Source organism: Streptosporangium sp. NPDC051023, from assembly GCF_040689595.1.
Taxonomy (GTDB): domain Bacteria; phylum Actinomycetota; class Actinomycetes; order Streptosporangiales; family Streptosporangiaceae; genus Streptosporangium.
In genome coordinates, this window is the sequence record NZ_JBFBCE010000072.1 from 1 (window position 1) to 23,880 (window position 23,880).

The following is a 23,880-nucleotide window of genomic DNA, read 5'->3' on the forward strand; positions in this document are numbered from 1 at the left end:
CTGCCCGGCGACACCTCCGGCTCCAACCGCTACTACGCCACCGACATCACCGAGCCCTTCGTCCTGCAGGACGGCCACCTGCCCGTACCCACCGGTCCCGGCATCGGCGTCGACCCCATCCCCGACCTCCTGCGCGAGGTCACCGTCTCCACCGAATGGATCAGCTTCTGAACCGCCGGGCAGCGTGGGCCGGGCCCCGGAAGCGGGGCCCGGCGCGGCCCGTGCGGTGAGATCGGAGACGAGCAGGCCCCGCCCTCGCGCAGCCGGCCACCCCTGGCGAAGCGAGCCCGCGCATTGAGGGCCTGGCCAGGCAGATCCACCCGATTTCTCCCAAGCACCGGCGGCCCCTCACCACAAGAGGCCGGGCAGCCCTGACACTTCCCGGTTCCACCTGACGGTCGCCTCTGGGTGCTTCCCCGTTTCATCTGATCACCGTTCGAGGAAGAAGCCGGCGGAAGGCTGAATGATCATGAAAAATACGGAGGGGGACTGTTCTCCGGCGGCGGCAGAGCCCCCTCACGCGTCGGCCGGGTATGGGCAGGAGGCCCTGCAGCGGGACCTGGACGCGATTCGCGACGCCGGGGTTGTAGGAGTGCAGGCCCGTGTGGTCTCACCGTGCGGTGAACTCGCCGCAGGCAGCGGCACCGCGGTACTGGGCCGTGACGTCCCGGTCCCGCTCGACGGGCGCTTCCGGATCGGCAGCAACACCAAGACCTTCGCCGCGGTGGTGGTCCTGCAGCTCGAGGCGGAGGGACGCCTGTCTCTCGACGACAGTGTCGAGCGGTGGCTGCCCGGGCTGGTGCAGGGCAACGGCAACGACGGGGACGAGATCACCGTCAGGAACCTGCTGCAGCACACCAGCGGCCTGTACGACTACCCGAACGACGTCGAGCAGCAGATGCATACCGAGCAGGGGTTCCACAGGCACCAGTTCATGCGCCTCTCCCCCGCGCAGGTGGTGACTCTCGGCGTCGAACATCCCCCCGTCTTCGCGCCCGGCTCCCGCTGGGGCTATGCCAACGTCAACTACATCCTGGCCGGAATGGTCATCGACAAGGTCGTCGGGCGCTCCTGGCGGGAGGAGGTGAAGCGCCGGATCATCGCTCCGCTGGAGCTGCGGGACACGACGCTGCCCGGTGACTCCCCGCTCCTGCCCAGGCCACGCGCCGAGGGCTACACCCAGGACGTCACGACCTCCCGGCTGTTTCGCAGCACCGAGGTCAGCCTCGGCTGGGGCGGCCCGGCAGCGGAGATCATCTCCACCACCGACGACCTCGGCCGTTTCTGGCGGGCGCTGCTGGGCGGACAGTTGCTGCCGCAACCGCAGCTGCGGAAGATGACGACCACGATCCCCATGGGCGTGCCCGGCTGGGAGTTCGGCCTGGGCATGGCGCGGCAGCAGCTGAGCTGCGGGATCCCGATGTGGTCCCACGCCGGCGGCACGCCGGGATACATGACCGACAACGCCGTCACCTTGGACGGCCGTACCAGCGTGATCGTGTCACGCTCAACCGACGGGGGCTCACTCGCGCAGAGCGAGGCCTCACGCCTGATCGAGCACGCGATCCGCGGCACCTCGGCGGCCGGCTGATCCGCTCGACCCGTACCGCTCACGCCCCCGGATCGCCGTCGTCCGCGGGCGTGAGCAGCCGGAAGGACTCAGGAGAACAGGGCCCTGCCCCAGTAGTCACCGGCGTCCTTGACTCCGCCGGGACAGGCGAAAAGCCCGCTCGAGACGTGCTTGATGTACTCGTTGAGCGCGTCGTTCTTCGCCAGGGAGAGCTGGATCGGGACGAACTGGCGGCGTGGGTCGCGCTGGTAGGCCATGAAGAACAGGCCCGCGTCCAGACGGCCAAGGCCGTCGGACCCGTCGACGTAGTTGTAGCCCCTGCGCAGCAGGTGGGCGTTGCCGTTGCTGCTGGGGTGGGCGAGCCGTACGTGGGCGTCGGTCTTGACGACGGGCTCGCCCGCCACGTCCTTCGCGACGAAGTCGATCGGGTCGAACTCGGCCTTCCTCCCCAGCGGGGCGCCCTCGCCCTTGTCCCGGCCGAAGATCTGCTCCTGCTCGAGCAACGACGTCCGGTCCCAGGTCTCGATCATCATCCGGATCTTCCTGGTGACCAGGTAGCTGCCGCCCGCCATCCAGTCCTGGCCGTCGCCGGGAGCCACCCAGAGCTGCTCCCTGAGCAGGGCCGCGTCCTCCAGCTTGAGGTTGTTCGTACCGTCCTTGAACCCCATCAGGTTGCGGGGCGTCGCCTGCGCCCGCGAGGTGGAGGAGGTACGGCCGAAGCCGAGCTGGGACCAGCGCACCGAGACCCGGCCGAAGCCGATGCGGGCCAGGTTACGAATGGCGTGCACGGCGACCTGCGGGTCGTGTGCGCACGCCTGAACGCAGATGTCACCACCGGAGATCTCCGGCAGCAGGGCGTCCCCGGGGAACTTCGGCAGGGCGGCCAGGGCGGCCGGTTTCCTGGCCGCCAGGCCGAACCTGTCGTCGAACAGCGAGCCGCCGAAGCCGACCGTCAGCGTGAGCCCGGCTGCGGGCAGCCCGAGCGCCTCTCCCGTGTCGTCCGGCGGGGCCTCGGGGACCCCGCCGACGGCGCCGAAGGTGCCCGCCTCCCTGCCCTGGGTCATCCGGGCGGCGGCGGCCGTCCACTCCTGCAGCAGGTCGGCGAGATCGGCCTTCTTGTCGGTGGTGACGTCGAAGGAGACGAAGTGCAGCCGATCCTGGGCCGGGGTGACGATGCCCGCCTGGTGCTCGCCGTAGAAGGGCACAGCGTCGGTGGTCGAGGCGACGTGGGCGGAGGTGGCGGCGTGCTCTCCTTCGCCTGCGCGCACCGCGATCACACCCGCACCGGCCGCCGCGACCCCTGCGGCCCCCAGCCCGAACAGCTTCCTGCGGCTGATCCGCTCACTCATGCGCTTTCCTCCGTACGGCTCGCGTGCCGCGAACAGCGATATATGGGCTATTTGGCGACAACTGCGGCGATCTTGCTGATCGGCTCGGACAAGGCGTTGATCGAGTCCGACAGCTTCTTCAACTCGTCCTTGGACAGCTCAGTGTGGAGCTTCCAGCCGTCGCCCGCACGATGCGCGCCCAGCTCCGCCTCGGTTGCGGCAAACTTCTCGTCCAGCGTCTTGACCAGGTCGGGAGCACGCTCCTCGAGGACCGGCCTGAGCGCCTGGACCGCTGCCTTCGAGCCCTGCAGGTTGGCGTCGAAGTCCCACAGATCGGTGTGCGAGTAGCGGTCCTCCTCACCGGTGATCTTCCCGGAGGCAACCTCGTCGAGGAGTTCCTTGGCTCCGTTGGCCAGTTGCACCGGGGAGAGCTCGGCGGCGTTGGCCTTCTCCACGATCGTCTTGATGTCGGTCATCAGCTTGTCGGCCACCGGGCCGTCCTTGCTGATGTCCTTGGTGACCCAGAGATTCTTTTCGATTTTGTGGAATCCGGTCCACTCCTCGCCCTCGGCGAGGTCGTTCTCGCGGGCGTCGATGGCCGGGTCGAGGTCGCCGAAGATCTCCGCGACCGGCTCGATCCGCTCCCAGTAGGTCCGCGAGACCGGGAAGAGCGCCTTGGCCTTCTCGATGTCGCCCGCCTTGACCGCGTCGACGAACTCCTGGGTCTTGACCAGCAGGGTGTCGCTCTGGGTCTTGATGTAGCGCTTGTAACCCGCGGTCGCCTCAGCCAGCTTGGCGTCGTCGCTGAGCGGCTTGTGCTCACCGGTCACCTTCAGCGGGCCCCTGATGCCCTTGCCGGTCATGCCCGGCTTGCAGACGGTCTCATAGACGCCCGCGGGCAGTTCCACGATCACCTCGCGGGTCAGGCCCGGCACGATGTTCTCCACCTCGCCCATGACCCGGTCGCCCGAGGCGTAGACGTAGAACTCCGTCACCTTGCTGCCGCCGTTGGTGATGGTGAAGGTCGAGGTGCCCGCGGCGACCTCGGTTGAGGCGACCTTGCACTCGGTGTCGCTGGCGGCGACGGTGATCGGCCCGCCCGCGGAGCTCTTGGCGGCCTGCGGGCTCGCGGCGGGGGCGCCGCCACCGCTTGAACAGGCGGTCAGGCCCGCCAGAGCGAGGGATCCTACGGCGATGGCGATGGAAGTACGCATGATGAACCCTGTTTCAAGCCGCTGGACGCGGGTCGGTGACGGAGACGGGAGGAGCGGCGGCGGGACGCTTGCGCTGGGGCCGCAGGAAGAAGAAGAGGGTGGGGACCGCGTAGAGGACCCAGGCGGCGGTCTCCAGCACGCTCGGCTGTGGGGTGATGTTAAACATCCCGGACATCAGGGTGCCGTACCACGAGTCGGCGGGCATGACGGAGCTGATGTCGAAGGCGTAGTTGGACAGGCCGGGCAGGATGTTGGCCTCCTGCAGGTCGTGCACGCCGTACTTGAAGATGCCCGCGGCGACCAGGATCAGCAGCAGGCCCGTCCAGGTGAAGAACTTGGTGAGGTTGACCCGAAGCGCGCTGCGGTACAGGCCCCAGCCGAGCGCGATCGAGGTGAGGATGCCCAGGCTGATGCCGATCAGCGGGCTGGACGACGTCGTCGCGCCCTGCACCGAGGCGAAGAACAGCAGCGCGGTCTCCAGGCCCTCGCGCGCCACGGCCAGGAACGCCATGACGACCACGGCGATCGTGCCCATCTGGATGGCGTCGGTCAGCTTTGCCCGCAGCTCACCGGAGAGGGAACGGGCCGCCCTGCGCATCCAGAAGATCATCCAGGTGACGAACACGGTGGCCAGCAGCGAGGTGACGGCGTCGAACATCTCCTGCTGCCCGTGGTTGAGGTGCGCCGCGGTGAAGGTGAGCAGCGCGCCGAACCCGACCGACAGAGCGACGGCCGCGCCGACGCCCGCCCACACCTGGGGCAGCCGGTCCTTGCGATCGCTCTTGACGAGGAAGGCGACGAGAACGGAGACGACGAGGGTCGCCTCGAGGCCCTCTCGCAGTCCGATGAGGTAGCTGGCGAACACCGTGACTCCTGAGACGACTACAAAGGCTTACCTAATTTAGGGCAGGGCAACCTTACTCTCTACACGAGGATGCGCTATTTCGGCCCCCAGGTCGAGCCATTGGCACCCGGTACCACACTGATCTCCGGAAAACAGGCTTTGCCGAAGGATCGCGCGAACCTTCCGGAACCTATCCGGAGACGGCGTGTCCCGGCGCGACCCGCGAACGCCCCGCGGCCAGATCCCTGGTGTGGTGTTCCCAGGCGGCGGCGAGGCGGTCGACCGCGGCCTCAAGAACGTGCGGGGACTCCGCGATCGACAGGCGGATCCCCGCGTGGTGACGGCCGTCGACGCAGTGCGCGGCCCCGGGCGCGACGATGACGCCGTAGCGGGAGGCGAGGTGCGCGTAGGTCTCGCTGTCGGTCACCGGCAGGGTGACCCACAGCGACAGGCCCGCGGCGGGCGGCTCGGGGCGCCAGGCGGGCAGGTGCCGCCCCAGGAGGCGCCCGCCGCGCCCCGCAAGGGCACCGGGCAGCCCCTGGTAGGTCGGGCAGCCGGTGACGACCGTACGGCCCTGCGGCACGACCGCCGCGGCCACCAGGGTCAGCGCGTGCTGGGCGCCGGAGGTCACGATCAACTGCTCGGCGTCCGTCGGCAGGTTGAGACGGCGGGTGAGGTGGTCGGCCAGGGCGGTCCGCAGGGCGATCGAGCCCGCCGGTTCCAGACCGTGGCCCTCGGCACCGGCCAGGACGTCCAGCCCCGGGATCCCGGGGAGATGGTCGACGCCTGCGGGCACGGCCTGTGACAGGTCGATCGACTCGCCGCCCCCCGCCATCTGGCGGCGCAGCAGCGCGGACACCGGGTTTTCCCTCGGGGTGTCCGTCCAGGCGGGCCTGGCCTTGACGAACGTGCCCGAGCCGCGCAGGCGCTCCACGATCCCGGCCGCCTCCAACTCGTCGAGGCAGCGGACCACGGTGCCGCGGCTGACCGCCAGCGCGTCGGCCAGCGGCCGTTCCGCGGGCAGCCGGTCGCCCGCGGCGACCAGCCGGTTCTGGACGGCCTCCGCGACGGCCTCGGCGATCCTGCGGTAACGCGGCCCCTCGCGGTCGCGCCAGCCCTCGAGCGCGATCCTCACCCACCATCCCAGATCCTGGTCCACTCTCCGAAATTGGCACTGTTCTTCCTCCGGGGCAACCGCGACGCTGGGCGAACCGCGACGCTGGGCGGTGCCCGACCGAAGGAGAGTTCCCGTGGACCCGAGCCCCACGCTGGCCAGGCGTTTCTGGGAGTCCATCGAACCGCTGCACTCCGTGGCGTACTTCGCGCCCGAGCCCGCCCAGGCGGCCAAAGCGCTGGGACTGCCGGGGTGGTGGATGGGCTACTTCGCGGGCAGGGTCGCCCCGCTCGGCCCGCTCGACGCCCCGGCGGTGACGGCGATACTCTACGGATTCGCCCCGGGCATGGTCGCCAGGGCGCTGCCGGACGCCTGGGCCTACGCCTCGCCCGGCAGTGTGCTCGGCACCCGTCTGGACGCGGTACGGGCCGCCCTGGAACGGACGCTGCCCCCCGCGCGCGGCGCCCTCGAACGGCTCGCGACCCTCCTGGAGGAGGCAGCGAGGGCATGCCGCTACGAGGGCAGGCCGCTGGCCGCCGGTTGGTCCCGGGTTCGTCCCCCCTCCGACGCCGCGGGACGCGTGTGGCTGGCCGCGACGGTCCTGCGCGAGCACCGGGGCGACGGGCACGTCATCGCGGCCGTCCACGCCGGGCTGCGCGGGCTGGAGGCCACCCTCACCCACGTGGCCACCGGGGCGGTCACCCGGCAGGTCATCCAGAGCAACCGGGGCTGGAGCGACGAGGAGTGGGAGGACGGCCGCCGCAGGCTGGCCGCCCGCGGGCTGCTGGACCGCACCTCGCGGCTGACCAAGACCGGCGGGGAACTGCGCCGCAGGATCGAGGACGCCACCGACCGCCTGGCCGCCGATCCGGTCACCGCCCTCGGGGAGTCGGGCATCGAGGAGGCGATCGGCCTGGCGGCCCCGCTCAGCCGTCACCTCGTCGACACCGGCGTGATCCCGGTCCCCAACCCCGTCGGCGCCCCCAGGCCGTGACGTCCCGCGACACGATCGGAGAGTTTCGCATGACCGTCACCCTCGACGTCGACGGCGCCGTCGCGACCGTCACCGTTAACCGCCCGGAGAAACTGAACGCGCTCGACTACGCCACCATCGACAGACTCACCGCGACGCTCGGCCGGATCGAGAACGACAACGCGATCGGGGCCGTCATCCTGACCGGCGCGGGGGACCGCGCCTTCAGCGCCGGAGCCGACATCGGGGACCTGGCCGCGAGCATCGCGGGAGGCACGGACCGGGCGCTGCGGGAGATCGTGCGCCGGGGGCAGGGTCTCACCCGCCGCATCGAGGAGTTCCCCAAGCCCGTCATCGCCGCGGTGAACGGACTCGCCTACGGCGGCGGGTGCGAGCTCACCGAGGCGGCGCACCTGGCCGTCGCGAGCGAGCGCGCGACCTTCGCCAAGCCGGAGATCGCGCTGGGCTTCCCCCCGCCCTTCGGCGGATCGCAGCGCCTACCCCGGCACATCGGCCGCAAGCGCGGCCTGGAGATGATCCTGACCGGGGACCCGATCGACGCCGCCAGGGCGGCGGAACTCGGCATCGTCAACCGCGTCGTGCCGCACGACGACCTGCAGACCGCCGCCGGAGAGCTGGCCAGGCGCATCATCAGGCACGCCCCGACCGCGGTCAGGGCGTGCCTGGCCGCGGTGACCCGGGGGATCAACGTCCCCATCGACGAGGGCCTCGCCGTCGAGGCCGCGTGGTTCGCCGTCACCGTGCCCACCGAGGGGGTCGCCGACGGCCTGCGCCGCTTCCTCACCCGATCACGGCCGTCCGCCCCGTCGAGTTAGACGGCCCCTGGAGGGGCACGGAGCACCTGGTCATCCGCCGCGTATCGGCGCCGTTCCGACCGGCGCCACCACCCGCCGGGCACTCGTCCGTCCGGTGCGGGCCCCCGTTCCGGGAACCGCGCCTCAGACCCGGCCGAGGCGGGGTACGGCCTCAAGCAGCGACCGGGTGTAGTCGTCGCGGGGAGCCCCGACGACCTCCTCGGTCGGCCCGACCTCCACCAGCCTGCCCTGGTGCATCACCGCGACGAAGTCGGAGACGTAGCGGACCACGGCGAGGTTGTGCGAGATGAACAGCATCGACAGGCCGAGTTCCTCGCGCAGCGAGCGGACCAGGTTGAGCACCGCGCCCTGCACCGAGACGTCCAGGGCGGAGGTGATCTCATCGGCGACCAGCAACTCCGGCCGCGCGCCCAGCGCCCTGGCGATCGCCACCCGCTGCCGCATGCCGCCCGACAACTCGCGCGGATAACGTTCGGCCATGGCGGCCGGCAGGGAGACCAGCGACAGCAGCCGCTCGACCTCGGCCGCACGGGCCGCGCGGGGCAGCTTCAGCCCCTCCGCGACCGACGTGCCCACCGTCATCCTGGGATTGAGGGAGGCATAGGGGTTCTGGAAGACCATCTGGATGCGCCGGGAGTCGCCACCCGTGATCTCCCCGCTGTAGCGCACCAGCCCGGTCACCGCCTTGGCCAGGGTCGACTTGCCGGAGCCCGACTCCCCCACCAGGCCGACGATCGCTCCTTGGGGAATCTCCAGGGTGACGTCGTCGACGGCGGTGAACCCGCCGAACCGCACGGTCAGGTTCTTGATGATCACTGGGCCTCCCAGCAGGCGACCTGGTGCGCCTTGCCGTACGGGATCAGGGGCGGAAGCTCGGTGGAGCAGCGGTCGGTCGCCAGTTCGCAGCGGGAGGCGAAGGCGCAGCCCGCGCCGACCTCGGCGGGGGCGGGCTGGCGTCCGGGGATGCTGGCCAGCGGCTGGGACCTGTCGGTGTCCATGTCGGGCAGCGAGGCGACCAGCGCGCGGGTGTAGGGATGCGCGGCGCCCGCGACCAGCTGGTCGACGGGCAGTTCCTCGACCACCCTGCCCGCGTACATGACGACGACCCGGTGGCACAGCTCACCGACCACGGCGATGTCGTGGGAGATGAACAGGGTCGCGGCGCCGGTCTCGGCCGTCACCTGGCGCAGCAGGCGGAGGATCTGCCGCTGCACCGTCACGTCGAGCGCGGTGGTCGGCTCGTCGGCGATGATGAGCCGCGGCGTGCCCATCAGGCCCATCGCGATCACCACGCGCTGGCGCATGCCGCCGGACAGCTCGTGGGGGTGCTGGCGGGCCCGCCGCGCGGGCTCGGGGATGTGCACGTGGTCGAGGCGGTCGACGGCCCTGTCCCAGGCCTTCTCCCGGCTCGCCCCCTGGTGCACGGTCGCGACCTCGGCGAGCTGGCCGCCGACCCGCAGCGCCGGGTTGAGCGAGGCCATGGGGTCCTGGAAGACCATCGCCAGCGAGGTGCCGAGCAGCTTGCGCCGCTCGTGTTCGGCAAGTTCGTCAAGGTCGGCGCCGCACAGCCGGAGCCGTCCCGTCGTGACCTCGCCGGGGTAGGGCACCAGGCCGCCGATCGCCGAGGCGGTCAGGCTCTTGCCGCTGCCCGACTCCCCGACCAGGCCGACGATCTCCCCCGGCGCGACGGTCAGCGAGAGACCGCGGACCGGGGTGACGCCTCCGGGGAAGGTGACGGTGAGGTCCCGCACCTCCAGGACCGCCTCGGGGTCGGGCTCCTCGATCTCCTGCCGCGCGACGACGGGCGCGGGGGCCGTCTTCGCGGGTGTGGTGGTGCGCGCCGCGGCGCGCGCCAGGGCGTCTCCCAGCAGGTTGAACCCGATGCCCGCGAGCGCGACCGCGACGGCGGGGCCGAGGGCAACGGCCGGGCTGTCGTAGATGCGGTTGAAGCCCTCGAACAGCAGCCGTCCCCAGTCGAACGACGGCGGCTGCACGCCCAGGCCGAGGAAGGACATCCCGGCGAGCGCGAGCAGCGCGCTGCCCAGCGCCTGGGTGAGGTTGAGGATCAGCGGCTCGGCGATGTTGGGCAGGACGTGACGTGTCATGACCCGCATGCGGGGAACCCCGAGCATCCGGGCGGCCGACACGTAGTCGGCCCCGGCGACGGAGGCGGCGAGCGTCTGGGTGAGCCGCGCGAAGCTCGGCGCGATGGCGACGCCGATGCCCAGCACGGCCCCTTTCGCGCCGAGCCCGGTGACCACCGCGGTGAACATGGCCAGCAGCAGTCCGGGGAAGGCGACCAGCGCGTTGACCGTGCCGGTGACCAGCCGCGCGCCGCGGCGGGGCAGCACCGAGGGGAGGGCGCCGAGCACGGTCCCCACGACCGCCCCGATGAGCGTGGTCAGCAGGGCGAGGAGCAGGGAGAGCCGCCCGGCCACCATCACCCTGGCCAGGATGTCGCGGCCCAGGTTGTCGGTGCCGAGCGGGTGGGCGTCCGAGGCTCCCTGGAGGATGACCGAGGGGTTGATGCGCTCGGCCTCCACCCCCCAGATCGGCGGCCCGATGATCGCCACGACCACCATGAGGGCGACCAGTATGGTCCCGGCGAGCCCGGCGGGGGTCCGCAGCAGCTGCCGCATCAGGTCTCCTTAACTGCGGAGGTCGGGTCGAGCACGCCGAGCAGCACGTCGACGAGCAGGTTCACCACGAGCACGATCGCGCCGTAGACGAGGATCACGCCCTGGGCGACGGGGTAGTCCTTCTGCGTGATCGACTCCACGATCCGCAGGCCGAGGCCCGGCCAGGCGAAGACGTACTCGACGAGCACACTGCCCGCGATCAGACCGGTGAGCAGCAGGCCCCCGATGGTGAGGGTGGCGGTGAGCGTGTTGGGCAGGACGTGCCGGATGTAGATGCGGGCGGCGGGCAGCCGTTTGGCACGTGCCAGCCGTACGTAGTCGCTGCCCAGCTCGCGCAGCGTCTCCACCCTGGAGATGCGGGCGATCATCGCGGCGGGGGCGATGGCCAGGGAGAGGATGGGCAGCACGTAGGTCGCGGGGGCGCCCTTGCCCGCGGGCGGGAACCAGCCGAGTCCGATGGCGAAGACCGCGACCAGGACGATGGCGTAGAGGAACTCGGGCACCGCGATGGCCGTTCCGGTCGCCGAGGTGAAGGTCGCCTCGGTGCCGCGGTTGCGGCCGTTCTCGGTGCGGACCCCCGCCCACATGCCGAGCGGCACCGCGATGAGCAGGGCCACGACGGTCGCGAGCAGGGCGAGGGCGAGGGTGTTGGGCAGCCGGGCGGAGATGACGTCGCCGACCGGTTCCCCGCTGAGGAAGGAGGTGCCGAAGTCTCCGGACAGCACGTTGCGGACGTAGGTCCCCAGCTGGGTGAGGATCGGCTGGTCGAGCCCGAGCGCCGCACGTCTGGCCTCGATCAGCTCGATCGGCGCGGCCTGGCCGAGCGAGGCGCGCACCGGATCACCCGGGATGAGGTGGATCATCGCGAACGACGCGACGAGCAGCACCGCCAGCGAGATCACGAAGCGGACGAGGTGCCGGAGCAGGAACGCGCTTCGCGCACGGGCCAGGGACACGCCGCCCGCGAGCAGGCGGCGGCCCTGTAGGCGTGGGATTCCGGCCACTAGCCCGCCTCGGTCATCCGGATGGAGGTCGGCACGAACAGGCCCGCCAGCATGTCGAACGTGGCGCCCTTCTGTGCGATGAGCGCGGTGATCTCCACGACCGGCACCAGGTCGGCGTTCTCGAACAGCGCGGACTCCGCCTCGTTCCAGAGCTTGCAGCCCTCCTCGCCCGTCTTGAGCGCGGCCCCGGCGACCAGCGTCTCGTACCGGCTGTTGGTCAGGTGGGCGAAGTTGGCCCCCTTGGGCGCCGCGGGCCCGGACAGGAAGCCGACGAGCTGGCTGGGCAGGGTGACGCCGATCGGCAGCCAGACGACGTCCCAGTCCTGGGTGACGTTGAGCGACTCCGGCAGCTTGGTGTCGATGACGCCGTTCAGCGTGACCTCTGCGCCCACCTTCTTCCAGGCGGCGGCGAGGTACTCGGCCGCGGCCTGCGGGCCCGCCCCCCTGGTGGTGATGTACAGCAGGCGCAGGGACAGCTTCTTGCCGTCCTTGACGCGGATGCCGTCGGGGCCCGCCTTCCAACCGGCGGCGTCGAGCGCTGCGGCCGCACCGACCGGGTCGAAGCCCGGGACGTGGCCGGTGACGCTGTCCCCCTGGCAGGGCTTGGGGACCCCGACCAGTCCGGTGACCGGGCGCCCCGTCCCGCCGGAGGAGATTCCGGCCAGCTCGGGAAGGTTGACCGCCTGGGTGAGGGCCTTGCGCACCGCCGGGTCCTTGCCTGGCCGGTCGTCACCCTGGTGGTAGAAGAACTGTCCATTGCCCGTGGGGACGATGACCTTGCCCATTCCCGGCATGGCCTCGAGGCGCTTGCGGTCGGCACCGTTGATGACGGCGCCGTTGATGTCACCGGAGACCAGCAGGTTGGCGGCGGTCTGCTCGTTCGGCACGACCTTCAGCACGAGCTTGGCGGGCATGCCCGGTTCCTTGGTGGTGGCGCCGTTGGGCCCCCAGGCGTAGTCCTCGCGGATCTGGAAGGTGTAGTGGTCGCTGGGCACGGCCTCGACGAGCTTGTAGGGCCCGGAGCCGGAGGTGGCGTGGGCGATCAGCGAGCGGTCCTTGACCGCCTTGCCGCAGACGATGAACATCAGCGGGGTGCTCTCCAGGATGAAGCTGAACGGCTTGGGAGTGGAGAGCGTCACCGTGCCGGCCGCGTCGTCCGCCTTGGCCGTCATCCCCGCGGGGATGAGCACGCCGTAGATGGGTGACTTGGTGGCCGGGTCGGCGATGTGGTTGACGTTCTCGGCCACGTCGGCGGCGGTGAGCTTGGAGCCGTCGGAACAGGTGACGTCCTTGCGCAGGGTGAAGGTCACCGAGTCCGGCTTGACGTCCCACTTCTCGGCCAGACCAGGGATGATCTTGCCATCGGAGGTCTGGTTCACGAGCGTGTCATAGGCCAGCGACAGCACGGCGTTGGTGATCCCCATGATGCCCATGGCCGGGTCGAGCACCCCGGGGTCGGCGGCGAGCGCATAGGAGAAGGTGCCGCCCTCGGCGGACTTGCCGGACGAACCGTCGTCGGCTGCGCCGCCGCAGGCGGCCGCCAGCAGGCTCAGGGAGGCGAGGACGGCCGCGGGGCCTACGTTTTTCATCGGAACTCCAGAAAGTTTCTTTGCCACTCAGCCCGCCTCGGTCATCCGGATGGTGGTCGGTGCGAACGAGCCTGCGGGGAAGTCGAACGTGGCGCCCTTTTGCGCGACGAGCACGGTGTTCTCCACGACCGGCACCAGGTCGGCGTTCTCGAACAGTGCGGACTCCGACTCGATCCAGCGCTTGCAGCCCTCTTCGCCCGGCTTGGTCACGGCCTCGGCGATCAGCGTCTCGTAGCGGGTGTTGTGCAGGTGGGCGAAGTTGGCGCCCTTGGGCGCGGCGGGGCCGGACAGGAAGCCGACGAGCTGGGTGGGAAGGGTGACGCCGATCGGCAGCCAGACGACGTCCCAGTCCTGGGTGGCGTTGAGCGACTCCGACAGCTTGGTGTCGATGACGCCGTTCAGCGTGACCTCTGCGCCCACCTTCTTCCAGGCCTGGGCGAGGTACTCGTTGGCGGCCTGGACGCCCGCTCCCCTGGTGGTGACGTACAGCAGGCGCAGGGACAGCTTCTTGCCGTCCTTGACGCGGATGCCGTCGGCGCCGGCCTTCCAGCCCGCGGCGTCGAGCGCGGCGGCAGCGGCGGCCGCGTCGAAGGCGGGGACGTGGCCGGCGACGCTGTCGCCCTGGCAGGGCCTGGGATACATCACCAGCCCGGTGGCCGGGCGGCCGGTGCCGCTTGAGGCGATGCCGGCCAGCTCGGGGAGGTTGACCGCCTGGGTGAGGGCCTTGCGCACCGCCGGGTCCTTGCTCGGACGGTCGTCACCCTGGTGGTAGAAGAACTGCCCGTTGCCCATCGGGAGAACGAACTTGCCCATTCCCGGTGTGGCCTCGAGGCGTTTGCGGTCGGCACCGTAGATGACGGCGCCGTTGAGGCCGCCGGAGATCAGCAGGTTGGCGGCGGTCTGCTCGTTCGGCACGACCTTCAGCACGACCTTCTCCGGCTGTCCCTGGTTCTTGGTGGTGGCGCCGCCCGGCCCCCAGGCGTAGTCCTTGCGGAGCTGGAAGGTGTAGTGGTCGCTGGGCACCGCCTCGACGAGCTTGTAGGGCCCGGTTCCCGAGGTGGCGCGGGCGATCAGCGAGCGATCCTTGACCCCCTTGCCGCAGACGATGAATATCTGCGGAGTGTTCTCCAGGATGAAGCTGAACGGCTTGGGAGTGGAGAGCGTCACCGTTCCCGCCGCGTCGTCCGCCTCGGCCTTCATCCCTTCGGGGATGAGCACGCCGTAGACGGGCGACTTGGTGGCCGGGTCGGCGACGTGGTTGACGTTCTCGGCCACGTCGGCGGCGGTGAGCTTGGAGCCGTCGGAACAGGTGACGTCCTTGCGCAGGGTGAAGGTCACCGAGTCCGGCTTGACATCCCACTTCTCGGCCAGCCCGGGGACGATCTTCCCGTCGTTCGTGGTGGAGACCAGCGTGTCGTAGGCCAGCGACAGCACGGTGTTGGTGACCGAGAGCACGGCCATGGCCGGGTCGAGCACCCCGGGATCGGTGCTGAGCGCGAAGGAGAAGGTGCCGCCGTCGACGGGCTTCCCGGACGGGCTGCTCGCCGCGCCACCACAGGCGGCCGCCAGCAGGCTCAAGGAGGCGAGAACGGCCGCCGATCCTATGTGTTTCATCGGAACTCCAGGAAGGTGGGGGGCGATGCCCCACACTCGCTTTTTCACGCGGTTCCTTCTTCGTGCTCGATCACAAAAAGCGGGCCGTCCGTCGTGCTATCTGCCGAAGATCCGCATCTGGAGCATCACGGTGAGCCGGGCGTCGGGGTCGCCCAGGTCAAGGCCGCCGATCTCGGTAAGCCGCTTCAGCCGGTAACGGAAGGTGTTGGCGTGCACGTGGACCCTGGCCGCGGCCGCGTTGACGTCGCCGAAGGCGTCGAGATAGGCCCGCAGGGTGGGGACCAGCTCGCTGCCGTGCTCGGCGTCGTAGGCCAGGAGGCGTTCGTAGGGCCCCGTCGGGGCCTGCTCCTCGGCTTCGGCCAGGTCGGACAGCTGCAGCAGCAGTGCCTCGAAGTGCACGCCGGTGTAGCCCACGACGGCGCCCGAGACGTCGCGGGCGCGCAGCACCCGTAGCGCCCTGTCGGCGTCGGACCTGGATCTGGCCACCTCCGACAGGTTGCCCGCCAGGCGTCCCACCCCGATGTTGGCGGCGTGCCGGGGACCGACCCTGGCCAGGAAGCTCTCGGCGACCCGTACGGCCCGCGCCTCCTCCTCGCCGCTGTTGCCCGCGTGCAGCGGCAGCACGGCGTAGGCGACCGAGCCGACCAGCGCGGCCGCCGCCTTGGGGTGGATGGCCCCGACGTGCAGGGCGAGCGCGTCACAGAAGCGCTGCCTGTCGCTCTCCCTGCGCGCGGCGTCGCCGACGGAGCCGCCACTCCTGCCGCTGAGCTGGGCGGCGAGCACGCACAGGCGCTCGCTGGCGACACCGAGCCGGCCCGCGGCCTCGGCGGCGTCCCTGCCGCCGGCCAGCACGGTCGACAACAGATCGGCGCGGAGTCTGCGCTGGGTGTCGGCCCCCGCGCGCTGCCGCAGCAGCTGCAGGGCGACGATCTTGGCCGCGTCGGCCAGGGCACGCTGCCGCTGGTCGCTCAGCGGCTCGCGCACCGCGGCCCAGATGGAGCCGAGGATCTCGTCGCCCGACCGTACGGCAACCGCGGCCCGGTGGATGCTGTCGCCGTCCATCTCCAGGTAGATCGGCTCATGGCTCTGGTAGAGCTGCCGGAAGAATCCGCGTTCCTCCAGCATCCGCCGGTAGCGCACCGGCACCTGGCGGCCGAGCACCGTCTCAACCCTGCCGGGGTCGGCCTCGTCCTGCCGCCCCGAGTAGGCCAGCACCCGCGAGGAGCGGTCCTCGATCGTCACGGGGGCGTCCAGCAGCGCGCACACGGCGTTGGCCAGCGAGAACAGGTCGTCGGGCGGGGCCTGTCCCGGCTCGGTGAAGTCGCCCTCGGCCAGCAGGGAGCGCAGCAGCGCCGCCACCTGGGCCCAGGAGGCGGCCCTGGTCAGCCCCAGGACCGCGACCCCGGTCTCCAGGACCTTGGCGCGGACGAGCTCGTCGACGGGGACGGGCTGTTTGACGATCACGCCCGCGGCCGGGCCGGCCGCGTCGAGCAGGGCGCAGATCTGCTCGGCACGGTCGACCCCGACGGCAAGCAGGATGCCCCCTTCGGGGAGCAGGAGCTCGTCGAGAGGGTCATAAATATGGACCCCGGTGACTTCGACGTCGAGCTCCCCCGGGGAGGCGGCCACGTCCAGCACGGTACTTCCCAGGTCATCCAGGATCCGCTGCATGCTGGCACGTGGCCGATTACTCATCTGCTCACGATAATGGACATAAACCGACATTATTTATGGACGTGCTCTATTGCCACCTGAGCGGCACGGCCGATCGCCGCGTCCGCCTTGGGCAGCCTGAGGCCGAAGGAGCGGGTCCGAAGGAAGACCGCCGCCGCGTAACGCCGTCCGTCCGGGTACTCCAGGACGCCCGCCTCGTTGCGGATGCCCCAGAGCGTTCCGGTCTTTCCGGAGATCTTCACCTCGTCGCCGAACGCGGAGGACAGGCGGTGCGGCCAGATCTGGTTGCCCAGGATCTTCCGCGCCTCCGCGCAGGCCTCAGGAGAACCCGCCTCGTCCCGCCAGATCTGGCTGAGCAGGGTGGTGATCTCACGGGGCGTACTAGAGGTCGTCCGCTCGGGATCGCGCACCGACAGCGCGCTGATCTGCTCCTCGGTGACCGCGGCGAGCCCCTCCTCGTCGGAAAGCCCGGACAGGCCCAGCTCGGTCACGACGCTTCCGAGCAGCTCGGCGCAGCCGCCGATCAGCCGGGTGCGCTCCAGGCCGAGCTCGCCCAGCGTGGCGTGCACGTTGTCGAGCCCGACCCGGCGCAGCAGCACGTCGGTTGCCGCGTTGTCGCTCATGGTCATCATGAAGTGGGCCAGGTCGCGCAGGGTGAGCGAGACGTCGTCCGCGCACCCCGAGGTGCCGATACCACCGTCCTTGTCGGCCGCGGTCACGGTCAGCCGCTCGGTGCGCTCCAGCGTCCCCGCCGCCGCCTGCCTGGTGTACTCCAGCAGGATCGGGAGCTTGAACACCGAGGCGAGCACGACCGGATCGTCGGCGCCGAAGTTCACCTCGGCGTCGCCGTCGACCTCACGGACGTGGACGAAGCCCTCGACGTCCGCCTCCTCGAACACCTCACGCAGTGCCTTGGACACATCAGACATGGCGCAGCGTCCTCGCTCCGGAGTGCAGGTGGGTGGCACGGCCGTCGTCGACCACGAAGGTGGCCGTGTCGTGCATGCCGTTCTCCAGCTCCGCCGCGATGAAGGAGTGGTCCGCGTAGTGCACGAAACGGGTGGTCCTCCGCTGCTGGCCCATCTTCTCCGCGAACCCGCTGGGGATCAGGGTGATGTCCAGGCCGCCGTGGGCCTCGGTCACCTCCCAGGCGTACATCGGCCCCTCGTACCTGCCGAGGTAGGGCTCGGGGTTCACCACCAGCGGCGTCTGGGGCGGAACGGGGAAGGCTGGTACGGCCAGGCCGGTGATCTCGCGGATCAGCGGCAGCGCCAGGTCGGCGAGCACGCCGACGAGGGCGCCGCCGTTGACGCTCATCGCGATCGCGAAGTCCGCCCCCGGCACGACCCGCCAGAACGTGCTCTGCCCGACCGTGCCGCCGTCGTGCCCGAAGACCTCGCCGCCCCAGTCGAACAGCTCGAAGCCCAGGCCCCAGCGGTCGGCGAGCAGTCCGGGGATCCCGGGCACGTCGATCTGCTTGGTCCGCATGGCCGCGACCGACTCCTCCGACAGCAGCCGGGTGCCGTCCTGCGCCACGCCGCCCGCGGTGAACATGCGGCCGAAGCGGACCAGCTCGCGCAGGGCCAGGCACATGGTCGAGCCCGCGGGGGCGTTGGAGCGCGGCATCGCCCAGGCGAGGTTGACCTCGTTGTCGGGGCCGAGGTGCCCGGCGGCCGCCCTGAACACGATGGCCTCCTCGGGCAGGAGCGCCCAGTGCGTGGCGCCGAGCGGGCCGAGCAGGTGCTCGCGCATGGCCTGCTCCCAGGTGGTGCCGCGCAGCCGGGCGACCAGCGCGCCGAGCACGCAGTAGCCGGAGTTGCAGTAGGAGAACAGCGCGCCGGGCTCGTGGACGTGGCCCGCGCCGTGCAGGAAGCCGATGTACTTGTCCAGGCAGTCGTCGCCGCGCCCGGTGTCCTCGAACAGGTCGCCGTCGAAGCCGCCGCTGTGGGTGAGCAGGTGCCTGACGGTGACGACCTTCTCCGAGCCGTCGGCGACGGCGAACTCGGGCAGGTAGTCGCGAACCGGCTTGTCCAGGTCGACCAGGCCCTCGTCCACGAGCTGCATCACCATCGCGGCGGTCCAGACCTTGGTGGTCGAGCCGACCTGGAAGACGCTGTCGGGCGTGGTCTCGACTCCGGTGTTCCGGTTCAGCACGCCGGTGGCGACCTCGAACAGCTCGCCGTCGGCCCAGATCGCCAGCGAGGCGCCGGGCACGTTGTACTGCCGCGCGGCCTCGTCAAGGCGTTTCTGCAGATCCTCAAGCATTCTCGCTCCTTTAGGAGATCTTGGGGGTGGCGCGGACGCCGAGGTGGACGTACGGCGAGCCGTCGGGCAGCTCGTAGAAAACGGCCGACAACCACTGGGGCTCCCCCTCGGGGCGGCCGACGAAGGTGGTGTCGTTCACCGGGATGAGCTCGAACTCCATGGGCGGGCTCGTCTCGGCGAGAGCGCCGGTGGCCTCGGCGTACAGGAACAGGCGCCCGTCGCGGACGGTCAGCGTCATCCGGGAGCCCGCCCGCTCGTACACGCCCGCGTAGCGCTCGACGTCGGTCTCGACCGGCTCGGCGGGCGGTCCCAGCACGGACGGCACCTCCACGCCGATCAGCTCGGCGAACAGCTCGGCCGCCAGGGCCTGGTGGAAGGCGGCGGTGTGACCTCCGTTGGTCAGCGAGCACACCACCGTCCCGGTGTCGGGGACCACCCAGAGCATGGCGGCCTGGCCGATGGTGTTGCCGCCGTGGGAGACGACCTTGTGACCCTGCCACTCGTCGAGGATCCAGCCGATCCCCCACTGCTTGCCGAGGGTGTACGGGTTGGGGATGTCCACCTGCGGCTCCCACATCGCCCGAGGGTCGGCCAGCAGGTCCGTGCCCAAGTGGGCGCGGCCGAAGGCGACGACGTCTGCGGGGCGGGCGGAGATCAGCCCGGCGGGGCCGCAGGAGCGCATGAGGCTCGAGACGGGGGCGGGCTTGCCGCCGAGATGGCCCAGGGCGGCGCGGAAGCGCAACACGTCCTCGGGCAGGGTCCAGGTGTGGGTCAGGCCGAGCGGCTCGACGATCTGCTCGTGCAGCGCGGCATCCCAGACCTTGCCGGTGAGGCGCTCGATGACGCGCCCGGCGATGATGAAGCCTGAGTTGCAGTACGACTGGGTGGCGCCCAGGGGGTGGTTCTGCGCGAGGTCCGCGCAGGCCTCGACGTACTTCTCGACGCAGTCGTCACCGCGGCCCGTGTCGAGGAAGAGGTCACCGTCGATGCCGGAGGTGTGCGAGAGCAGGTGCCTGATCGTGACGGTCTTGGTCACCTCTGCGTCGGCGACCTTGAACTCGGGCAGAATCTCGGAGACCGGGGTGTCCAGCGTCAGCGCGCCCTGCTCGATCAGGAGCATGAGCTGGGTCGCGGTCCACACCTTGGTGATCGAGCCGATCTGGAAGAGGGAGTCGGTGGTCACCTCGACCCCGGTGTCCACGTTGAGCACACCAGCGGCGAACTCGTGAACCTCACCCTCGTGGTAGAAGGCCAGGTTCGCGCCGGGAACCTCGTACTCGGCGATCAGCTCTGCGAGCCGGTCGTGCCAGCGACCGGGATCCACTGCTCCAGCCACGCGATGATCCTTTCGTTGTAGTCCAGCCGATGAGAGGGACGGCCGTTGAGGATGAACAGATGGGAGCCACCGGGGTAACGGACCAGCCTGACCGGCACCCCCCGCTCACGCAGCGCGGCGAACCACTGCTCCGCCTGGCCGACGGGGCAGCGATCGTCGTTCTCCCCGTGCAGCAGGAGGGTCGGCGCGGTCACCTTGGCGACGCCGTTCATGGGCGACTGGGCCGCGAGGTCCTCGCCGCATTCGTGTGTCTTCAGGAAGTGCCCGGCGTCCGAGGTGCCGGACATGCTGGTCAGGTCGCTGACGCAACCGCCGGGAATGACCGCCTTGAAGCGGTCTGTCCTGGTCGGTAGCCAGCAGGATATGTAACCGCCGTAGCTGTAACCGGTCAGCCCGAGCCGGTCCGGGTCGGCGACGCCCTCGGCGACCAGCTCGTCGATCGGGCTCAGGAAGTCGTCGGTGTCGGCGATCCCCCACGCGCCCAGGGCCGCGGTGTAGAACGCCTCGCCGTACCCGTCGCTGCCGCGGGGGTTGAGGGTCAGCACGGTCCAGCCCTTGGCGGCGAGCAGCTGGTGATAGAGGTGCACACCGTCGAAGACCGGCGCCCACGCGTTGTGCGGGCCGCCGTGCACATCGAGCAGGAGCGGCCCCGGCCCGGTGAGTGTCTCGTCGCGCAGCACGAATCCCTCGATCGGCGTCCCGTCGGGGGCGGTGAAGGTACGGCTACGCGGGATGAACAGCTCGACGTCGTCGAGCGCGTACTCCGACAGCCTCATCGCGGCCGGAACGTCCGCGTCCGCGCCGCCCGACGGGGCGCCGGACCGCTTCGCCGGGAAGTCCAGGAGGTAGACCTCCCCCGCGCTGTACGGCGTTGCCGCGATATAGGCGATCCTGCCCGCCGCGACGCTGACGCCGGAGACCACCTGGTCCCCGCCGATGAGCTTCTCTCCCGAGGCGCGGTAGAGGTGGGTGAAACCGCCATCGCGGGCACAGAAGACCAGTTCGTCCCCGACGAGCTGGGGCGTCGCTCCCGGATAGCCCGGCGCGCCCACCATGACGTTACGGTCCAGCCCCGCCGCGACCTCGGCGAGCCCGTCCGCGTCCGCGTAGAACAGGCGGGTGTGACTGCTGGGACCGCCGGGGAGTCCGGCGATCAACAGCCTGCCACCGAGCCACCAGGCTCCGGCGCAGATCACGTCCTCGCCGGTGAGCCGCTCCGGCTTCCCGTCCGGGACACCGCCCTCGGCCGGGTGGTCCGGGACGTCGACCGAGTAGGCGGCGCCGCCGACGACCAGGTCGCGATCGGGGTGCATGGCGGCGACGAAGGTGAGCCGCAGCCCGTCGGGCGTCCACGACGGCTCGCCCGCGTGGAAGTCGCCCGAGGTGACCTGCGTGGTCTCGCCCGTCTCTGCGTCGACCACGAAGAGCTGGGTCGTCAGGCCCCGCAGCAGGCCGGCGCCGTCGGCCTTGTAGTCGAGCCGGTCGGCCACGACCGGGGCGTGCGGGTTCGGGTCGCCGTGCGGCGCGGCGTACGCGATCCTGGTGCCGTCGGGCGACCAGACCGCGGCACCGGCGCCCAGTGACGCGGTGGTGAGGGGACGCGGCTCGCCGCCGTCCATCGGCAGCAGGTGGACCTGCGGTTTTCCGTCGACGGGGCGGAGGAAGGCGAGCTTGCGCCCGTCGGGCGACCAGCGCGGGGAAGAGTCGCGCGGGCCGCCTGTCAGGCGCCGCGGCTCGGCGCCGGGCGCGGCGAGCCAGATCTCGGAGCGGTTCTCGTCGGACTCCCGGTCAGCTGTGCTGACCACGTAGGCGACGGCGCTCCCATCAGGGCGTAGCCGGGGGTCTCCCGGCACCGCGATGCGGTAGAGATCACTGGAGGAGAGGCGGGGCATGTCCGAACGCTAGGCGTCCGTTCGCCTCGCTTCTTCGGCCATCACGACGAACCAGACCGATTCCGTTGTGCCGTCGTCCAACCCCCTTTCCCCGCGGTCCCGGCCAGGGACACCCGGGGTTCACAACGGAACTCACGGTGTCGCGGGTTTTGTTGGTCAACGCGGTTTCTGGGTAGCCCGTCTCCCGCTATGGGAACCTCCACGAAAGTGCCGCAGACACGAAGCATGAGCGGCGAGGAGCTCTCCGCCGACCACGCGTGGGTCACCCTGCGCAGGTACGGCCGATGGCGTCTCGTCCGCGACTCCTTCGCCAGGTTCAGGTACGGCGACGGCATGACCAACGCGCGGGCGCTGGCCTTCCAGATCTGCCTGTCCATCATCCCCGGCGCCATCGCGCTGGTCGGGCTGAGCTCGGTGCTCAACCAGGAGAGGCTCGGCGAGGTGCTGGAGCTCACGCTGAGCCGGATCGCCCCCGGAGAGGGGGGCGAGGCGGTCAGGAATGTGCTCGCCGACAGCCACAGGCAGGCGGGCCACGCCGGGGGCGCCCTGGCCCTCTGGCTCGGCCTGGCCACCGCGCTGGTCTCGCTGACGAGTGCGATGGCGCAGGTGGAACGCGGGGCCAACCGCATCTACGGCGTCGAACGCGACCGGCCGTTCCACCGCAAGTACGGCAGGGCCCTGCTGATGGCACTGTCCGCGGGCGCCTTCATGACCGTCGGCTTTACCGTGATGGTCGGCGGCGGGGCGATCGGGCGGGCCCTCGCCGAGGTCTACGGCTGGGACGACGGCACGCTGGACGCGTTCGCGCTGGTGCGCTGGCCGGTCGGATTCCTGCTCGCGCTGCTTTCGGCCTCGGTGCTGTTCCGCGCCGCCCCCCGCCGTAGGCAGCCCGGCCACACCTGGCTGGCGTTCGGCGCCCTGGTCTCGCTCGTGCTGTGGACGTTCCTGACCCTGTCGCTCGCCGTCTACACCGAGCGCAGCGGCACCTTCGGCGCCACGTACGGGCCGCTCACCGCGGTCGTGGCGCTGCTGCTGTGGTCGTTCCTCAGCTCGGTCGCGCTGTTCCTCGGGATCGCCTTCGCCGCGCAGCTCGAGGCGTGCCGCGCGGGGAATGCGGAACCGGCGGGGGCCGATCCCGGGCCGACGGCGGAGCAGGAGCGGGAACCCCTGTTCGGTGCTGCCGGGACGGCGCTCGTCGAGGCCGTCCGCGGGCCCGCGGGCCTCCTGTCCCGGCTCCCCCGGCTCCCCTGGCTTCCCCGGCGGAAGGTCACCGCCGCAGATCCCCGTCCGCCCTCTCCAAAGCCTCCCGAGGCTCCGCGCCCACGGGAAGCGTGGGTTCGAGGTAGTGGGCGTGAATGACCGACTCGATCCGCTCCGCGTCGCCGGAGGCGAGGCCGGTGATGACGAGGCGGTGGCGATCGGCCGCCTCCGACATCGTCAGCTGCTGGCGGTCGAGCGAGGAGCGCATAAGGGCGTACATGTGGCCGTTCATCGTCTCCCACAGCTCGGCGAGGCGACGGCGCCCCGAGGCGAGGACGATCTCGCGGTGGAAGCGGGTGTCGATGTCCACCAGTTCCTGCATGTCGCCCGCCTCCGCCGCGCCCGCCATCTCCTGGACGAGCAGTTCGAGGCGGTCGAAGAGGCCGGGAGGCAGGTTGGTGACGGCGTCGCGGGCGGCGGCGGTCTCCAGGACACAGCGGGCATAGCAGATGTCCTGGATGTTCTCGGTGGACATGCGGGTGACCATGCTGTAGCGGCGGGGGTTGATGTCGACCAGCCCCTCGTTGGACAGGTCACGCAGCGCCTGGCGCACAGTCGCCCGGCTCACGCCGTACTCCTCGGCGATACCGGCCTCGACGAGCCTGGTCCCCGCGGGCAGCTCGTCGTTGAGGATCTTGCGTCGCAGCGCCAGCCGTACCGTGTCGGGTAGGGATAGGTGTTCGAGCACTTCCCCTGATGTCCTCTCTCCGTAGCTCGCGTTGACGCTT

General features: G+C 70.7%; 19 protein-coding genes and 1 pseudogene. 5 read left to right on the forward strand and 15 right to left on the reverse strand.

What is annotated here, in order from left to right; all coding sequences use genetic code 11:
- Positions 1–171, forward strand: a pseudogene (locus tag AB0395_RS35200) (o-succinylbenzoate synthase); the annotation flags it as partial.
- 292 nt (positions 172–463) lie between these two features.
- The gene (locus tag AB0395_RS35205) at positions 464–1,591 is read left to right on the forward strand and encodes a serine hydrolase domain-containing protein (protein WP_366288426.1); all 1,128 of its coding nucleotides are present in this window, start codon (positions 464–466) and stop codon (positions 1,589–1,591) included.
- A gap of 68 nt (positions 1,592–1,659) precedes the next feature.
- Here the strand turns inward: AB0395_RS35205 and efeB are convergent, their stop codons facing one another.
- From efeB to AB0395_RS35225, 4 genes are all read right to left on the reverse strand, one after another.
- Entirely contained in the window at positions 1,660–2,919 is a 1,260-nt protein-coding gene (gene efeB, locus AB0395_RS35210) for an iron uptake transporter deferrochelatase/peroxidase subunit (protein WP_366288428.1), read from the reverse strand.
- Between the two features lie 47 nt (positions 2,920–2,966).
- Positions 2,967–4,112 carry an iron uptake system protein EfeO gene (gene efeO / locus AB0395_RS35215; RefSeq protein WP_366288430.1) on the reverse strand — a complete coding sequence of 382 codons (1,146 nt, stop codon included), beginning with the start codon at positions 4,110–4,112 and terminating at the stop codon, positions 2,967–2,969.
- Positions 4,113–4,125: 13 nt separating this feature from the next.
- Entirely contained in the window at positions 4,126–4,977 is an 852-nt protein-coding gene (gene efeU, locus AB0395_RS35220) for an iron uptake transporter permease EfeU (protein ID WP_366288432.1), read from the reverse strand.
- A 169-nt stretch (positions 4,978–5,146) separates the two neighbouring features.
- Positions 5,147–6,091, reverse strand: coding sequence for an aminotransferase class I/II-fold pyridoxal phosphate-dependent enzyme (locus tag AB0395_RS35225; RefSeq protein ID WP_366288434.1), 945 nt, complete (start codon positions 6,089–6,091; stop codon positions 5,147–5,149).
- Between the two features lie 115 nt (positions 6,092–6,206).
- Here AB0395_RS35225 and AB0395_RS35230 point away from each other — a divergent pair, with 115 nt between their 5' ends.
- Together AB0395_RS35230 and AB0395_RS35235 are read left to right on the forward strand one after the other, a co-directional pair.
- Entirely contained in the window at positions 6,207–7,064 is an 858-nt protein-coding gene (locus AB0395_RS35230; RefSeq protein WP_366288436.1) for a hypothetical protein, read from the forward strand.
- 29 nt (positions 7,065–7,093) lie between these two features.
- Positions 7,094–7,879, forward strand: a complete 786-nt coding sequence (locus tag AB0395_RS35235; RefSeq protein WP_366288438.1) for a crotonase/enoyl-CoA hydratase family protein — start codon at positions 7,094–7,096, stop codon at positions 7,877–7,879.
- A gap of 123 nt (positions 7,880–8,002) precedes the next feature.
- Here the strand turns inward: AB0395_RS35235 and AB0395_RS35240 are convergent, their stop codons facing one another.
- The 10 genes from AB0395_RS35240 to AB0395_RS35285 form a co-directional block, all read right to left on the reverse strand.
- The gene (locus AB0395_RS35240) at positions 8,003–8,695 is read right to left on the reverse strand and encodes an ATP-binding cassette domain-containing protein (RefSeq protein WP_366288440.1); all 693 of its coding nucleotides are present in this window, start codon (positions 8,693–8,695) and stop codon (positions 8,003–8,005) included.
- Positions 8,692–10,518 carry a dipeptide/oligopeptide/nickel ABC transporter permease/ATP-binding protein gene (locus tag AB0395_RS35245; RefSeq protein WP_366288442.1) on the reverse strand — a complete coding sequence of 609 codons (1,827 nt, stop codon included), beginning with the start codon at positions 10,516–10,518 and terminating at the stop codon, positions 8,692–8,694. Before AB0395_RS35245 ends, AB0395_RS35240 begins: the two co-directional genes overlap by 4 nt.
- Positions 10,518–11,522 carry an ABC transporter permease gene (locus AB0395_RS35250; protein WP_366288444.1) on the reverse strand — a complete coding sequence of 335 codons (1,005 nt, stop codon included), beginning with the start codon at positions 11,520–11,522 and terminating at the stop codon, positions 10,518–10,520. Before AB0395_RS35250 ends, AB0395_RS35245 begins: the two co-directional genes overlap by 1 nt.
- Entirely contained in the window at positions 11,522–13,111 is a 1,590-nt protein-coding gene (locus tag AB0395_RS35255; RefSeq protein WP_366288446.1) for an ABC transporter substrate-binding protein, read from the reverse strand. Before AB0395_RS35255 ends, AB0395_RS35250 begins: the two co-directional genes overlap by 1 nt.
- Positions 13,112–13,138: 27 nt before the next feature.
- Positions 13,139–14,725, reverse strand: coding sequence for an ABC transporter substrate-binding protein (locus tag AB0395_RS35260; protein ID WP_366288448.1), 1,587 nt, complete (start codon positions 14,723–14,725; stop codon positions 13,139–13,141).
- A gap of 96 nt (positions 14,726–14,821) precedes the next feature.
- Entirely contained in the window at positions 14,822–16,420 is a 1,599-nt protein-coding gene (locus AB0395_RS35265; protein WP_366288450.1) for a helix-turn-helix domain-containing protein, read from the reverse strand.
- 29 nt (positions 16,421–16,449) lie between these two features.
- Positions 16,450–17,328: a serine hydrolase gene (locus tag AB0395_RS35270; RefSeq protein WP_366288452.1), complete on the reverse strand. Its 879-nt coding sequence runs from the start codon at positions 17,326–17,328 to the stop codon at positions 16,450–16,452.
- Complete coding sequence (locus AB0395_RS35275; protein ID WP_366288454.1) at positions 17,321–18,664, reverse strand: serine hydrolase domain-containing protein; 1,344 nt, start codon at positions 18,662–18,664, stop codon at positions 17,321–17,323. Before AB0395_RS35275 ends, AB0395_RS35270 begins: the two co-directional genes overlap by 8 nt.
- A gap of 10 nt (positions 18,665–18,674) precedes the next feature.
- A complete protein-coding gene (locus AB0395_RS35280) occupies positions 18,675–20,000 on the reverse strand; it encodes a serine hydrolase (protein ID WP_366288455.1) in 1,326 nt (441 codons plus the stop codon).
- Positions 19,949–21,892 (reverse strand): S9 family peptidase, encoded by a 1,944-nt coding sequence (locus tag AB0395_RS35285; RefSeq protein WP_366288457.1) that lies wholly within the window; start codon positions 21,890–21,892, stop codon positions 19,949–19,951. The genes AB0395_RS35280 and AB0395_RS35285 overlap by 52 nt, the downstream gene beginning before the upstream one ends.
- 225 nt (positions 21,893–22,117) lie before the next feature.
- Here AB0395_RS35285 and AB0395_RS35290 point away from each other — a divergent pair, with 225 nt between their 5' ends.
- Positions 22,118–23,251 (forward strand): YihY/virulence factor BrkB family protein, encoded by a 1,134-nt coding sequence (locus AB0395_RS35290; protein WP_366288459.1) that lies wholly within the window; start codon positions 22,118–22,120, stop codon positions 23,249–23,251.
- Here the strand turns inward: AB0395_RS35290 and AB0395_RS35295 are convergent.
- Positions 23,160–23,840, reverse strand: coding sequence for a GntR family transcriptional regulator (locus AB0395_RS35295; protein ID WP_366288460.1), 681 nt, complete (start codon positions 23,838–23,840; stop codon positions 23,160–23,162). The two genes, AB0395_RS35290 and AB0395_RS35295, sit on opposite strands and share 92 nt — an antisense overlap.
- Positions 23,841–23,880 lie beyond the last annotated feature (40 nt).